Origin of the sequence: Novosphingobium naphthalenivorans NBRC 102051, assembly GCF_001590985.1 — a bacterium.
In the GTDB taxonomy this organism is placed as follows: domain Bacteria; phylum Pseudomonadota; class Alphaproteobacteria; order Sphingomonadales; family Sphingomonadaceae; genus Novosphingobium; species Novosphingobium naphthalenivorans.
This window is the reverse complement of sequence record NZ_BCTX01000038.1, coordinates 33651-46558: the sequence shown is the minus strand read 5'-3', so window position 1 is coordinate 46558 and position 12908 is coordinate 33651. Positions and strand designations below refer to the sequence as shown.

Annotated in this window: 10 protein-coding genes, 1 tRNA gene and 1 pseudogene; 3 read left to right on the top strand and 9 right to left on the bottom strand. The window is 62.1% G+C overall.

What is annotated here, in order from left to right:
* Positions 1-611: 611 nt before the first annotated feature.
* Positions 612-731 (bottom strand): annotated as a pseudogene (locus NN5_RS26935) (IS110 family transposase); the annotation flags it as partial.
* 26 nt (positions 732-757) lie between these two features.
* Complete coding sequence (locus NN5_RS13775) at positions 758-1183, bottom strand: MerR family transcriptional regulator (RefSeq protein WP_067734681.1); 426 nt, start codon at positions 1181-1183, stop codon at positions 758-760.
* A 76-nt stretch (positions 1184-1259) separates the two neighbouring features.
* Between NN5_RS13775 and NN5_RS13770 the strand changes: the two genes are divergently transcribed.
* The 3 genes from NN5_RS13770 (at position 1260) to NN5_RS13760 (ending at position 6363) form a co-directional block, all read left to right on the top strand.
* Complete coding sequence (locus NN5_RS13770) at positions 1260-3236, top strand: FTR1 family protein (protein WP_084384931.1); 1977 nt, start codon at positions 1260-1262, stop codon at positions 3234-3236.
* A 132-nt stretch (positions 3237-3368) separates the two neighbouring features.
* On the top strand, positions 3369-5435 hold the full coding sequence (locus tag NN5_RS13765; protein ID WP_067734678.1) for a heavy metal translocating P-type ATPase: 2067 nt from the start codon (positions 3369-3371) through the stop codon (positions 5433-5435).
* A 55-nt stretch (positions 5436-5490) separates the two neighbouring features.
* The gene (locus NN5_RS13760; protein ID WP_067734677.1) at positions 5491-6363 is read left to right on the top strand and encodes an undecaprenyl-diphosphate phosphatase; all 873 of its coding nucleotides are present in this window, start codon (positions 5491-5493) and stop codon (positions 6361-6363) included.
* A gap of 8 nt (positions 6364-6371) precedes the next feature.
* On the opposite strand, the gene NN5_RS26620 is transcribed toward NN5_RS13760, so the two are convergent.
* The 7 genes from NN5_RS26620 to NN5_RS13730 form a co-directional block, all read right to left on the bottom strand.
* Complete coding sequence (locus NN5_RS26620) at positions 6372-6599, bottom strand: hypothetical protein (protein WP_120107266.1); 228 nt, start codon at positions 6597-6599, stop codon at positions 6372-6374.
* 264 nt (positions 6600-6863) lie between these two features.
* Positions 6864-6939, bottom strand: a tRNA-Lys gene (locus NN5_RS13755).
* Between the two features lie 103 nt (positions 6940-7042).
* Positions 7043-8155, bottom strand: coding sequence for a rod shape-determining protein RodA (gene rodA / locus NN5_RS13750; RefSeq protein ID WP_067734676.1), 1113 nt, complete (start codon positions 8153-8155; stop codon positions 7043-7045).
* Entirely contained in the window at positions 8152-10272 is a 2121-nt protein-coding gene (mrdA, locus tag NN5_RS13745) for a penicillin-binding protein 2 (protein WP_067734675.1), read from the bottom strand. Before mrdA ends, rodA begins: the two co-directional genes overlap by 4 nt.
* Entirely contained in the window at positions 10269-10817 is a 549-nt protein-coding gene (locus tag NN5_RS13740; protein ID WP_067734674.1) for a rod shape-determining protein MreD, read from the bottom strand. The genes mrdA and NN5_RS13740 overlap by 4 nt, the downstream gene beginning before the upstream one ends.
* Positions 10818-10819: 2 nt before the next feature.
* The gene (locus NN5_RS13735) at positions 10820-11704 is read right to left on the bottom strand and encodes a rod shape-determining protein MreC (protein ID WP_067734673.1); all 885 of its coding nucleotides are present in this window, start codon (positions 11702-11704) and stop codon (positions 10820-10822) included.
* An 80-nt stretch (positions 11705-11784) separates the two neighbouring features.
* Entirely contained in the window at positions 11785-12831 is a 1047-nt protein-coding gene (locus NN5_RS13730; RefSeq protein WP_067734672.1) for a rod shape-determining protein, read from the bottom strand.
* Positions 12832-12908: the final 77 nt, after the last annotated feature.

Sequence of the window (12908 nt, the reverse complement as noted above, 5' to 3'; positions counted from 1 at the left end):
GGAGAACGCGACCGCGCGTTGAGGTTGAAACGGGGATTTATGAATGAAGCCCGAACGTCTGCCGCGTGAAATTTCTTCTGCGGTAGCCGTCTGGGTCAACTCATCGCGCGTTCAGATCAGCCTGCCTCAATTGCCAGGCCGGGGGTAGTGATGGGGGTATTTTCTACCTCTCTTTCGACAAAACTACATTATATCAATTCAGTAGGTTCGAATAATATATCCCTCCTCCCCGCGATGGCGACACTTCCTACAAGCGCCGAGCCGGTGGCAATCACAAGCCCGATGCGGCCAATAATTCCTGCTTTTGGCATTTCGCTTCTCCTCACAAAGCTGGACACCTTCTGTGGTTGCCGCCCGCAGTACAAGAGGATTCTGGCTGGCAGAGAGTGTGATCGAGAGCGCGCTTCTGTAAGGCCTTTGAGGTGCAGCATATTGCCGCTGGCCGGTATGGTCGTGCGCGGATCAGGTCCAAATCTCGAAGGCGAGCTTGTTGGCTCGGGGTGTCCAACTGGTTTTCCTAATCCAGATCTGTTCGATCATTTTGCCCATGCAGGTCGTCGTCTTCTCACACCTCCCGCTGTTCCGGCTTCAGGCTTTGAACTGCGGTTGCGTCAACAAGCAGCAATCGCCCGAGCCGGATCCCTGTAATCCTCTTGCTTTGTTGCCATGGCCCAGATCGTGCGCGCCATTTTGTTGGCGAGCGCGACAGCGACGAGCATGCGCGGCTTTCGACCGCAGACGTGAGCTACCGAGCGCCTCAAGCCTCGACCGGCAAATCGACACCGGCAATCGCCTCGATCACCTGGCAATCGGCGATGCGCCCGCCGTCACAGGACGAAGCAACATTGGCGAGCGCGGTGCGAAGCGTTTCCAGTCGGGTAATTCGCGCTTCGATATCCTGCAGGTGCCGCTGCGCGATTGCGGCCGCCTCGGCGCAGTCGCGTTCGGGTTCATCAGCAAGGGCAAGCAGCGAGCGTATCTCGTCGACCGAAAATCCCAGGCCGCGTCCGTGGCGGATGAAGGAAAGTCGGCGGACATCCGCGGCGCAATATATCCTCCGTCCCGATGCGGTTCGCATCGGACATGGGAGTAGGCCAATATTCTCGTAAAACCGGATGGTGTTGACCTTGGTTCCGGTCTGTCGTGCCAGATCGCCTATCGCCAGACGCGTGGGCTCACTCATCATTGCCCTCCATATTGCGATTCATTCGCAAAAAACTGCTTGCTTCTACAGTAACTGTAGATTGTATCGGGTGTCCATGAACAAACTCGAATCAGGAATTTTCGTGCGAAACAGTACTCTTGCCGCATATCGCGCTTTGTGGGCCATGATGACGATCGTCGCGTTGTCGTTGGGATTGGTCTCGCCAGCTTTTGCAGGTTCAAGCAATGAAGACGTGCAAACGGCCTGGCGGCTGCTTGACTATGTGGCGGTGGATTACCGGGGCGCCGTGGCCAATGGCCAGATCAAGAACCGCCAGGAATATGCGGAGATGACCGAGTTCTCGAGCACGATCGAGACCAAGATCACTGGCCTGGCCGCCTCCGTCGATCGGACGAGCCTGATAGCTGAGGCGAAGGCATTTCGGGGCCTGGTTGGGGCCAAAGCGGAGCCGGATGACGTCGCGCGGGCCGCGCGTGCGCTGGGAACGCACCTCTTGGCCGTCTATCCGGTTCCGCTCGCACCAGCGAAAGCCCCTGATCTCGCTCGCGGTGCGGCGCTCTATACTCAAAATTGTGCGGGCTGCCATGGTGTGCGGGGCGATGGGCATGGCCCCGATGCCGCCAAACTCGATCCGGCGCCGGTAGCTTTTCGGGATGCGGATCGCGCCCGCGAACGTAGTCCGTTTGCCCTCTATCAGGTCATCGGTCAGGGGCTGGATGGGACGGCGATGCGCAGTTTCTCCGAGCTGCCATCGCAAGACCGGTGGGACCTGGCGTTCTATGCAAGCCAGTTCGCATTCACGGACAGCGACAAGGGCGAGCAGACTTGGAAAACCGACGCCGCCTTGCGGAGCCGCATATCCAATTTGGCCACGCTCGCTGGATTGACCCCTGCTGCGCTTGGGCGGGAAATAGGTCCGGACGCGGCTGACGCAGTCATTGCTTATTTGCGCACGCATCCTGAAGCAGTGATCGAGGAGAAGGCTGGATCACTGACAGTCGCCCATGAGAAATTGCAGGCGAGCGTCGCAGCCTATGCGGCCGGAGACCGGGAAACGGCAAAAAAGCTGGCGCTTTCCGCTTATCTCGATGGGTTCGAGCCGGTTGAGCCTGCCCTTGCGGCACGCGATGCGACCTTGATGGGGCGGATCGAGGCCGAGATGGGCAATCTTCGTGCGGCCATCGGTCGCGGCGAGCCGCTTGCTGCCGTCAAGGATCGGGTCGCGGTTCTCGATACGCTGTTCAGCGATGCCGAAGAGGTGCTCTCACCCGGCGCGGCCAGCACGGCATCCACATTTATCGGGGCATTCACGATCCTGTTGCGCGAAGGCGTGGAGGCGCTCCTGATCGTAGTCGCCATGATTGCCTTCCTACGGAAGGCTGACCGTGGCGAAATGGTCCGCCATGTCCACAGCGGATGGGTGGTGGCACTGATCGCCGGAGGCATCACCTGGGCGATTGCAACTTTCTTTATCGGCGTTAGCGGCGCAAGTCGCGAACTGACCGAAGGGTTCGGCTCACTGTTCGCGGCGGCTGTTTTGCTGTCCGTGGGCATCTGGATGCATGGCAAGTCGCAGGCAGGCGAATGGCAACGCTATATCAACGAGACGTTGGGCAAGGCATTGTCGCGCAGCTCGGCATGGTTCCTGTTCGGCCTGGCCTTCATCGTCGCCTATCGCGAAGTGTTCGAGACAATCCTGTTCTACGCGGCGCTCACCGCACAAGGTAGCGGCGCCGTCATTCTGGCGGGTGCTGGTTCTGCCGTGGTTGTACTGGGCCTTATCGCGTGGGCTATGCTGCGGTTCAGCGCCAAACTGCCGGTCAGCGAGTTCTTCAAATACAGCTCTGCGCTCATCGCCGTTCTCGCTGTCGTGCTGGCGGGGAAGGGCGTAGCCGCCCTGCAGGAGGCCGGGATGATAGACATTGCGCCGCTCTCGCAAGTCCCGCGCATTCCAGTGCTCGGCTTGTTCCCGACATGGGAGTCCGTCGGCGCACAAATCCTGACGTTAGCAATTGTCGTTGTGGGTGGCTGGTACAATGAGCGGCTCGCCAGAAAGTCGGTCACTGCATGACGGAGATACAAAGATATGGCTGACGATTGCTGCGGTGCATCTTCGCCCCCCGCATCGACATCTTCGGGCTCGTCTCCGGCGATATCTATCGTGCCTGACGGTAGCAGCGTGACTCGCCTTCGGATCGCTCAAATGGATTGCCCGACCGAGGAAGCGCTGATCCGCAAGAAGCTTGGCGGCATGGGTGAGGTCCAGTCGCTCGATTTCAATCTGATGCAACGAAGTCTGACGGTAGTGCACCGGGCCGGCGCACTACCGGCAGTTCAGGAAGCAATTCGCGACCTGGGCATGGAAGCCGAAGTGTCCGAGGTGACCGCCAAGCAGGCGCCGAGCGAACCAGAGTCGATTTGGCCGTGGTGGCCCTATGCCGCCGGCGGAATTGCCGCATTGTTAGCTGAGATCATTCATTGGGCTGGAATGCCCGAATGGGCCGTTGCCTTGCTGGCTCTGCTGGCCATCCTGAGCTGTGGGATCGATACCTACCGCAAGGGCTGGATCGCGCTGCGCCATGGCAATCTCAACATGATTGCCTTGATGAGCATTGCCGTGACGGGCGCGCTCTTGCTCAGGCAGTGGCCCGAAGCCGCCATGGTCATGGTCTTGTTCGCGATTGCCGAACTGATCGAGGCAAAGTCGCTTGATCGCGCCCGTAATGCCATTCGCAGCCTCATTCAACTTGCCCCGGACTATGCCACCGTCCGGCAGCCCGACGGATCGTGGATCGATCTGCCAGCAGCGTCAGTTGCGATCGGCGAGGTCGTAAGGATCAAGCCGGGTCAAAGCGTCGCTCTCGATGGCACCGTCGTAATCGGGCATTCGACGGTTAATCAGGCGGCAATTACCGGTGAGAGCTTACCCGTCGAAAAAGGGCCGGGTGATCCAGTGTTTGCCGGCACGCTGAACGAAGCCGGGTCCTTCGAATATGAAGTCACCGCAGATGCCGGTCACTCAACCCTTGCCCGGATCATCCAGGCAGTGGAGTCCGCGCAGGGCGCCAGAGCACCTACCCAGCGCTTCGTTGACCAGTTCGCGCGGATCTATACGCCTGTCGTCTTTCTGGTCGCAGTGGTGATTGGCCTTGTCCCGCCGCTATTGCTTGGCGCCGGTTGGCAGGACTGGATTTACAAAGCGCTGGTCCTGTTGGTGATAGCCTGTCCCTGCGCACTTGTCATTTCGACGCCGGTGACCATTGTCAGCGGCTTGGCGGCGGCGGCACGCCACGGGATACTGATCAAAGGCGGGGTCTATCTTGAGGAGGGCCACAAGCTTGCTGTGCTCGCCCTCGACAAGACCGGGACGATCACTCACGGCAAACCGGCGCTGACCGACACGGTGCAGCTTGAACAAGCCGACGGCGTCGACAGCCTGCGCATTGCTACCAGTCTTGCCGCACGTTCCGACCATCCGGCCTCGTTTGCAATTGCCGAGGCAGGTCGAAAGTCGGGCATCGAGCTACTCGAGGTCACTGGGTTCACGGCGCTCCCGGGCCGCGGCGTAAAGGGCACAATCGGCGGCGTAGACTATATGCTCGGCAATCACCGGCTGATCCACGAAAACGGCGTCTGCTCGCCCGCAATCGAAGCGCAGCTCGCGCACCTGGAGGAACAAGGTAAAACCGTCATCGGCCTCACCGACGGCAAGCAACCGCTAATTCTTCTGGCCGTTGCGGACACCGTCAAGGACAGCAGTCGCGTCGCCATCGAGGCGTTGCGCGCGCTTGGCCTCGATACCGTGATGCTCACGGGCGACAATGTGCGTACGGCCGCCGCCATCGCCCGGCAGGTCGGGATCGACGAAGCACTTGGCGATCAACTTCCCGAGGACAAGCTGCGGGCGGTCGAAGGCTATATCCGTGATGGCCGGCATGTCGGCATGGTCGGGGACGGCATCAACGACGCGCCCGCGCTCGCGCGGGCCGATATCGGCTTTGCGATGGGGGCTGCCGGTTCGGACACGGCCATCGAAACTGCCGATGTCGCCCTGATGGACGATGATCTCAACAAGATCGCGCGCTTCGTGCGGTTGTCACGCAAGACCCGAACCATACTGATCGAGAACATTACGTTGGCGCTCGGGATTAAGGCCGTTTTTCTCGTCCTTACGCTCGTGGGCTACGGCACCATGTGGATGGCCGTGTTTGCTGACATGGGAGCCAGCCTTCTCGTGGTCGCCAATGGCCTGAGACTGGTCAGACAATAATGCAGGCGGCAGCACCGCTCAAGGCTGTGCCTCTGAGCCAGGGGACAGCAGTGAAATGACTATGCCGTGTGCAACGGGCGTCGACACCGGTTTTGTGACGTTGGGTTATGCCAAGGTCGCCCTATTGGGCGTGGTTCAAGGGATCACCGAACTTCTGCCGATCTCCTCGACAGCGCATATGCGCATTGTGCCCGCCCTCTTGGGGTGGCGAGACCCCGGCTCGGCCTTTTCGGCGGCGATGCAGTTGGCGGCACTTGCTGCGGTCATCAGCTATTTCTGGCAGGACGTTCGTCGTCTTGCGGTCGGTTCCTTGTTCGCCATCCGTCAGCGGCAATTCGCCGATCCGGAGCTTCGCCTTGCAATGTGGATTGCCTTGGCCACGGTTCCGATCACCCTGGCGGGCGTTACTCTGTCGGGCACCCTCAATGCGTGCCATTCACCACTTCGTGGCCTGTCCGTGATCGGCTGGGCGTGCATTGCCATGGCTGCTCTGATGGCTCTCACGGAAGTCTTCGCGCGCCACCGCCGCAGCGTTGAAAATGCATCGCTGGCAGATGCGCTACTGGTCGGCATTGCGCAGGTAGGGGCCTTGATCCCCGGCGTTTCGCGTTCGGGATCAACTCTCACTGCGGCGCTCGGACTAGGGTTTGAGCGCGAAGAAGCGGCCCGGTTTTCATTTTTGTTGGGAATTCCGGCCATCGCACTCGCCGGATCTAAGGAATTGTGGGAGTTGCACCGTGCGAATCTCGACATGCACGCGTGGTCCGTTTTGGCACTCGGCCTGATTGTCGCGTCGGTTTCGGCCTTCGTCGCAATCTGGGCACTGATGCGCTTCCTTGAACGCTTCTCCGCCTGGCCATTTGTCATTTACCGAGGAGTGCTCGGTGTCCTTCTACTCGTCGCGTCGTCGCAGGCTTGGCTGGCGTGACATATCCGTCAAAGGTTCAGATAGGGACGTGGCTCCGCTATGAACAGTTGAGGTCGCCTCAATCGGGGCTTCTCGTGGTCGCCTATGGCCCCATCAAGCGTGCCGCCTTCAAGCGGTCCAATGGGCGGGTTGGCAGCAGGCAGGCCAAAAATGACTTGCTGCTGCAGCACCGCCACGTGCCCTTCCGAGTCAAGCGGCCGATAGGAAAGCAGCGTGACTACTGCCAACGCGGACATTCACGACCCCAAACGGACTAACAGGCCGGGACGACGGAAATGACTGCGCGCGCAAAACACGAATCCTTCAAACGTGGAACGCACCGCGATTGACTGCTGGAGCGGCCTTTTTGGGGCTGACCGCACGTACGCCAGCTGAAAATCTCATGATCAAGACGATTGGGTCGGTTTGTGGGCTGCTACCTAGGGAGCTACCTAGCGAACCTTAACGCCTTCCCGCTCAAACCAGACGTCCTATCAACATACTGATATTAGGAGAGAAAGTGGTGGACGCACTAGGGCTCGAACCTAGGACCCGCTGATTAAGAGTCAGCTGCTCTACCAACTGAGCTATGCGTCCACGCTGCCTGTCCCGAGAGGGCCTTTCGGCCCCGCCGATTCGGCGGCGGAGCGGCTCCTATAACGTATGTTTCAGCCTTTGGAAGGGGAAACTTTCCAGAAAATCACGAGAAAGTGTTCGACCTCTGATTCCAGCGGTTTACGGCCATCATGGTGCCCACGCAGATCATGTTCGTGAGCATGGAGGTGCCGCCGTGGCTCATGAACGGCAGGGGGATGCCCACCACCGGTGCGAGCCCCATGACCATCATCAGATTGATCGCCACGTAGAAGAAGACCGTGGCCGCCATGCCCGCGGCCAGCAGGCTGGAAAAACGGTCGGGTGAACGGCGTGCGACGTTCATGCCCCAGGTCAGCAGCACGCCGAACACGAACAGCACGAACAGCCCGCCCAGGAATCCCCATTCCTCGGCCATGGTGGCAAAGACGAAGTCGGTGTGGGCTTCGGGCAGGTATTGCAGGTGGCTTTGCGTGCCGTTGCCGAAACCCTTGCCGAACACGCCGCCCGATCCGATCGCGATCTTCGACTGTGTGATGTGATAGCCGGTGCCGAGGGGGTCGCTCTCGGGGTCGAGGAAGGTCAGGACGCGGTTGCGCTGGTAGTCATGCAGCAGGGTGAAGAAGGCGACCGGGATAGCGATGATCGCCGCCGCACCGGCGCTCAGGAACCACCACAAGGGAAGTCCCGCCAGGAACATCGTCACCGCACCGCCGAAACAGATCGCGAGGGCCGTGCCGAGGTCAGGCTGGAGAATGACCAGTGCGGCGGGAATGCCGATCAGCACCCCGGCCGGCACGAGCCCGCGCCAGCTCCCGGTCATGGGGGGCGGCAAGGTCTCGTAGAACTTCGCCAGTACCAGCACGATCGCCGGCTTCATCAGCTCGGACGGCTGCAGCGTCATGAAGCCCAGATTGAGCCAGCGCTGACTGCCGCCGCCGACGGCGCCGATCAGTTCGACCAGAACCAGCAGCGCGACAATGCCGCCATAGATGGGATAGGCCGCCATCCGAAAGAAGTCGCGGCTGACGCGCGAGATGACGATCGCCATGACCAGGAAGACGCCGAAGCGGATCACATGGCTGAGCGCGTAGGGCTGCAGGTGTCCGCCCGCTGCGGAATAGAGCACCGCCGCGCCCAGCGAGACCAGGCCGAACAGCGGAATCAGCATCCGCCAGGGCTGACGGGCGACGACTTCGGGAACGATGGATATGCTCATGGGGTAGCACCGGAAATGTTCGGTGCGGCCTGACCGTTCGAGGGGGCGGGGCCTGCACCTGCATCCTCTCGGGCCGGCGCGCGCGCCGGTTGTTCGTCGGCTGCATTCTCAGGACTGGCCGGCTCGGGCGCTGGTTGCGGCGCGTTTGCCGGCGGCTGCGCGTCCTCTGCTTCGCGCGCCTTCTCGATTTCCTCTTCGGCGGAGACTTTCGGTGCTCCCACGCCGTATTGCGCCACAAATTGCCGGTAGCGGGCGTCGAGCCGCTCCTGCGCCGTGCCGCCCCAGGCTTTCTCCATGGCCAGCAGCGTGTCCCAGGCCTTACCGGGATCGAACAGGTAGGTCATCACGTCCTTGGCAATGGGGGCCGCCGCGCTGGCGCCAAATCCACCGTGTTCCACCACTACCGACATGGCATAGCGCGGCGCATCGGTCGGAGCGTAGCAGATGAAGTGCGAGTGATCGCGGGACTTCCAGTCGGCCACATGCCCGCGCGAGATCATTCTGCGCACCTGCGCGGTCCCGGTCTTGCCCGCCATGAGGACGCCATTGATGTCGATCCGGCTGCCGCGTCCGGTGCCGTGACCATTGACCACGTTGAACATCCCGTCGTGCACGACGGCCAGCTGCTCCGGCGTGAAAGGCAGTGCGGGGCCAAACGGCTTGGGCTGCCCGTAAATCAGCGAGGGCTGGAGGTTGTGTCCGCTGGCGATGCGAGAGGTCATCACGGCCATCTGGAACGGCGAAACCGAGACATAGCCCTGGCCGATCGACGCATTGAGCGAATCGGCCGCAGACCATTCCTGATGAAAACGGCGCATTTTCCACGCGGCATCGGGAATGGTGCCATAACGTTGCTGGGCAACCGGAATATCGAATTCCTGCCCCAGTCCGAGCAGCCGTGCAACGGGTGCGATGGCATCGTAGCCGACGCGATGCACCATGCTCCAGAAGTAGGTATTGCAGCTGTGCTCGATGGCGCTGCGCATGTCGACCGAGCCGTGCACCGCGTCACACCGGAAAAAGCGCCTGCCGAGCCGGTAGCCGCCCGGGCAGTTCACCCGTTCGTCGGGGGACACCCCATGAAGCTGGAACGCCAGGGCGGCCATCGGCTTCATGGTCGATCCGGGCGGGTAGAGGCCGCGCAGGGCCTTGTTCAACAACGGGATGTGGTCATCCTCGTTGAGCATCTTCCATTCCAGGCGGCCGATCCCGTCGGCAAAGCTGTTCGGATCGAACGCGGGCATCGAACAGAGCGCCAGGATGCCGCCGGTCAGGCAGTCGATCACGACGACGGCGGCCGATTCAAGGCCGATCCGGCGTGAGGCGTAGTCCTGCAATCCGCCGTCGATCGTCAGCTTGATCGATTGGCCGGGCGTGTCCTCGCGTGTTTCCAGTTCGCGCACGATGCGGCCGGAAGCCGTGACTTCCACCCGCCGCGCACCGGGCTTGCCGCGCAATTCCTTTTCGAAGACCTTTTCAAGGCCGTCCTTGCCGACCTTGTACCCGGGCGTGATGAGCAGGGGATCGTGGTCTTTCTGGTATTCCTCGGCCGTGGCGGGGCCGACATAGCCGATGAGATGGGCGACCGAGGGACCGTTCGGATAGTCGCGCGAGAAGCCGCGCTGGGTGACGATCCCCGGCAAGTCGGGCAAGCGTACGCTCACCGAGGCAAAGCGTTCCCATTCGAGCCCCGAGGCGACCTCGACAGCCGCAAATCCGCGCGCCTTGTCGATCTTGTCGCCCAGATCCTGACGCTGCACCGGATCGAGCTGGAGCAGTTGCGCCACCGTGGTGAGTTCCTGCTCGACATTGGTCATCCGCGCAGGGATTGCATCGACCCGGAAATCGGCACGGTTGGAGGCCAGCGGGGTGCCGTGCCGGTCGAGAATCCATCCCCGGCGCGGCGGGATGAGCGAGAGATTGACGCGGTTGCTTTCGGCTTCGAGCTTGTACTTCTCGTTCTCGAAGACGGCGAGATAGGCCATGCGCGCGGCAAGCAACATGCCGATCCCGCCCTGCACCGAACCCACCACCAGACTGCGCCGGTCGAAGCTGTTGCGCAGGGTGCCGGACGTCGAATGGGTTTGAGGGATCAGGCGCCGGAACGAAATCTTCATTGCACGACCATGAAGGGCGTTAGCCGGAACCGGTCCACAACGGCGACGAGGCGTCCGACCAAGGGATAGGAAAGAACGGAAATCACGATCTGCGGCAGGATAATTCCTACATGAGCGCCTGCACCCGCCAGATTGGCCAGCGCCAGGCACAACCCAATATAGGCAACGATCAGGCCGATCGCCACCAGCCATTCGGTGAGAAAGCTGCGCCAGGGCACACGTGTCTCGATCAGTTCCAGCGCGATGGCCGCGAGCGACCACAACAGCACCGCCGAACCGAAAGGCTGGCCCGAGAACAGGTCGTCAAACAGGCCGAGCGGCAGGCCCGACCAGATCGGCAACAGCCCCGGGCGCAATTGCCGCCATGACAGGAACAGCAGGAATCCCACCGGCGGCAGGACCGGGGCCGAAGCGATCAGCAGCCAGCCCGGCAGCATCGAGCCGAGCAGGATGGTCAGCCAGGGCAGGGTGAGCGCCAATAGCGGCGAGGGCGCACGGTTGATGTTCCGCCGCCCGGCTCCGCCGCTGCGTTGTCCGATGGGCACCGTCAGTGCCCTCCGGTTTCGGCATTGGCAGGCGGCGGGGGCTCCTTCGGCGCCCAAGTATGTTCGACCATCACGAAATCGGTGTCGGAAGGATTGGCGAGCACGCGCGCCATGGCGCCATCGCGCAGGATGCTGGTCACGATCGCCATGGGGGTCCCGGGCCGGTAGAGGCCGCCGGATCCCGACGAGACCATCACATCGCCCTTCTTGAGCGGATTGATCCCCAGATTGATGAGGCGGATGCGGATCGTGCCATCGCCGTTGCCCTGCGCGAACGCGGGCACGCCATCGGTGGCGCGGCGCACCGGCACCAGACTTTCGGTATCGGTGACCAGAAGCACCCGCGAACTCGAACCGCCCACTTCCAGAACCCGGCCGATGAGCCCGGCCGGCGAACGCACCGGCATACCCTTGGCCAGGCCTTCGTCCCGCCCGGCGTTCAGGATTGCGAAACGCCGCGCACTGGCGCTCGTCGAACTGGTCAGGCGGGCAAACGCGACCGGGTCGCTGCCCATGCCCTTGAGGTGAAGCAGGCTCTTGAGCCGCCGGTTTTCCGCCTCGATCGCTTGTGCTTCGACGAGCCGGACTTTCGCTTCGGCCAGTTCCCGCTCAAGCCGGGCATGTTCGCGGCCCGAGGTGAAGAAGCCGGTGATGCTGGCCAGCGCGTGCTTGCCATAGGAACGCCCCGCCGCCGTGACTTCCCCGGCAGGCTCCGTAGCATCGGCCGCGGCTCCGCGCAGACCTGCGAAAGTGCCAGGCCTGGCGATGGACACGCCAAGCAGGACCAGACCCACCACGACGGCCAGGCCGCCTGCAGTATAGCTGAAGAACGTCGTGTACTGCGCTCTGCGGGAAAATCCGGAGCGCCGATTTGCAGGCGGTGCCATGCGCCATGCACTCCTGTATTTCTGGCCTGTATTCCTGGCGGCGGTCCCTGTCGGGGCTGGCGCCGCCCCTTAGCGACCTGTCAGGCGGACATCAGAACGCCGCGATAGACCGGATCTTCCATCGCGCGGCCGGTGCCCAGCGCGACGCAGGACAGCGGATCTTCGGCAACGCTGACGGGCAGGCCGGTTTCCTCGCGCAGATAATCGTCGAGGCCCTGAATAAGCGCGCCGCCGCCGGTGAGCACGATGCCCTGGTCGACGATGTCAGCCGCCAGTTCGGGCGCGGTGTTTTCCAACGCGATGCGCACGCCTTCGATGATCGCGCCGATCGGCTCGGCCAGCGCTTCGGCGACGTTCGCCTGATTGATGGTGATTTCCTTGGGCACGCCGTTCACGAGGTCGCGGCCCTTGATGTGGATGATCTCGCCGATCCCATCCGCGGGAATGACGGCAATGCCGTAGTCCTTCTTGATCCGCTCCGCCGTGGCGTCGCCGATCAGCAGGTTGTGGTGACGGCGCACGTAGGACACGATCGCCTCATCCATCTTGTCACCGCCGACGCGCACCGAGGTGGTGTAGGCAAGGCCGCGCAGCGAGAGCACCGCGACTTCGGTGGTGCCGCCGCCGATGTCGACCACCATCGAGCCGACCGGCTCGGTGACGGGCATGTCGGCGCCGATCGCGGCGGCCATCGGTTCGAGGATCAGGTAAACCTGGCTGGCGCCCGCGTTCGAAGCCGCGTCGCGGATCGCGCGGCGTTCGACCGAGGTCGAGCCCGAAGGCACGCAGATCACGATTTCCGGATAGCGGAACAGGTTCTTCTTGCCGTGCACCTTGCGGATGAAGTGCTTGATCATTTCTTCCGCGATTTCGATGTCGGCAATAACGCCGTCGCGCAGCGGGCGGATCGCCTCGATGTTGTCGGGCGTCTTGCCCATCATCATCTTGGCATCGTCACCGACGGCCTTGACCTTCTTGATGCCGTTCAGAGTTTCGATGGCGACCACCGAGGGCTCGTTCAGCACAATTCCGCGGTCCTGAACATAAACGAGAGTATTGGCGGTCCCAAGGTCGATCGCCATGTTCTGGGAGCCGAGTTTGAAGAATCGCGAGAAGGGGCCGGCCATTTAAAATCCGTCATTTTTCCAGTCGTTTGTCCGAGAATCTTCGGGCGCGTCGACAGGCAGGTTGGCATGGAAGGGGA

Excerpts from the sequence above, each read along its gene's own strand:
- NN5_RS13775 (WP_067734681.1), bottom strand. The coding sequence starts at position 1,183 with ATGAGTGAGCCCACGCGTCTGGCGATAGGCGATCTGGCACGACAGACC.
- NN5_RS13770 (WP_084384931.1), top strand. The coding sequence starts at position 1,260 with ATGAACAAACTCGAATCAGGAATTTTCGTGCGAAACAGTACTCTTGCC.
- NN5_RS13765 (WP_067734678.1), top strand. The coding sequence starts at position 3,369 with ATGGATTGCCCGACCGAGGAAGCGCTGATCCGCAAGAAGCTTGGCGGC.
- NN5_RS13760 (WP_067734677.1), top strand. The coding sequence starts at position 5,491 with ATGACTATGCCGTGTGCAACGGGCGTCGACACCGGTTTTGTGACGTTG.
- NN5_RS26620 (WP_120107266.1), bottom strand. The coding sequence starts at position 6,599 with ATGTCCGCGTTGGCAGTAGTCACGCTGCTTTCCTATCGGCCGCTTGAC.
- rodA (WP_067734676.1), bottom strand. The coding sequence starts at position 8,155 with ATGAGCATATCCATCGTTCCCGAAGTCGTCGCCCGTCAGCCCTGGCGG.
- mrdA (WP_067734675.1), bottom strand. The coding sequence starts at position 10,272 with ATGAAGATTTCGTTCCGGCGCCTGATCCCTCAAACCCATTCGACGTCC.
- NN5_RS13735 (WP_067734673.1), bottom strand. The coding sequence starts at position 11,704 with ATGGCACCGCCTGCAAATCGGCGCTCCGGATTTTCCCGCAGAGCGCAG.
- NN5_RS13730 (WP_067734672.1), bottom strand. The coding sequence starts at position 12,831 with ATGGCCGGCCCCTTCTCGCGATTCTTCAAACTCGGCTCCCAGAACATG.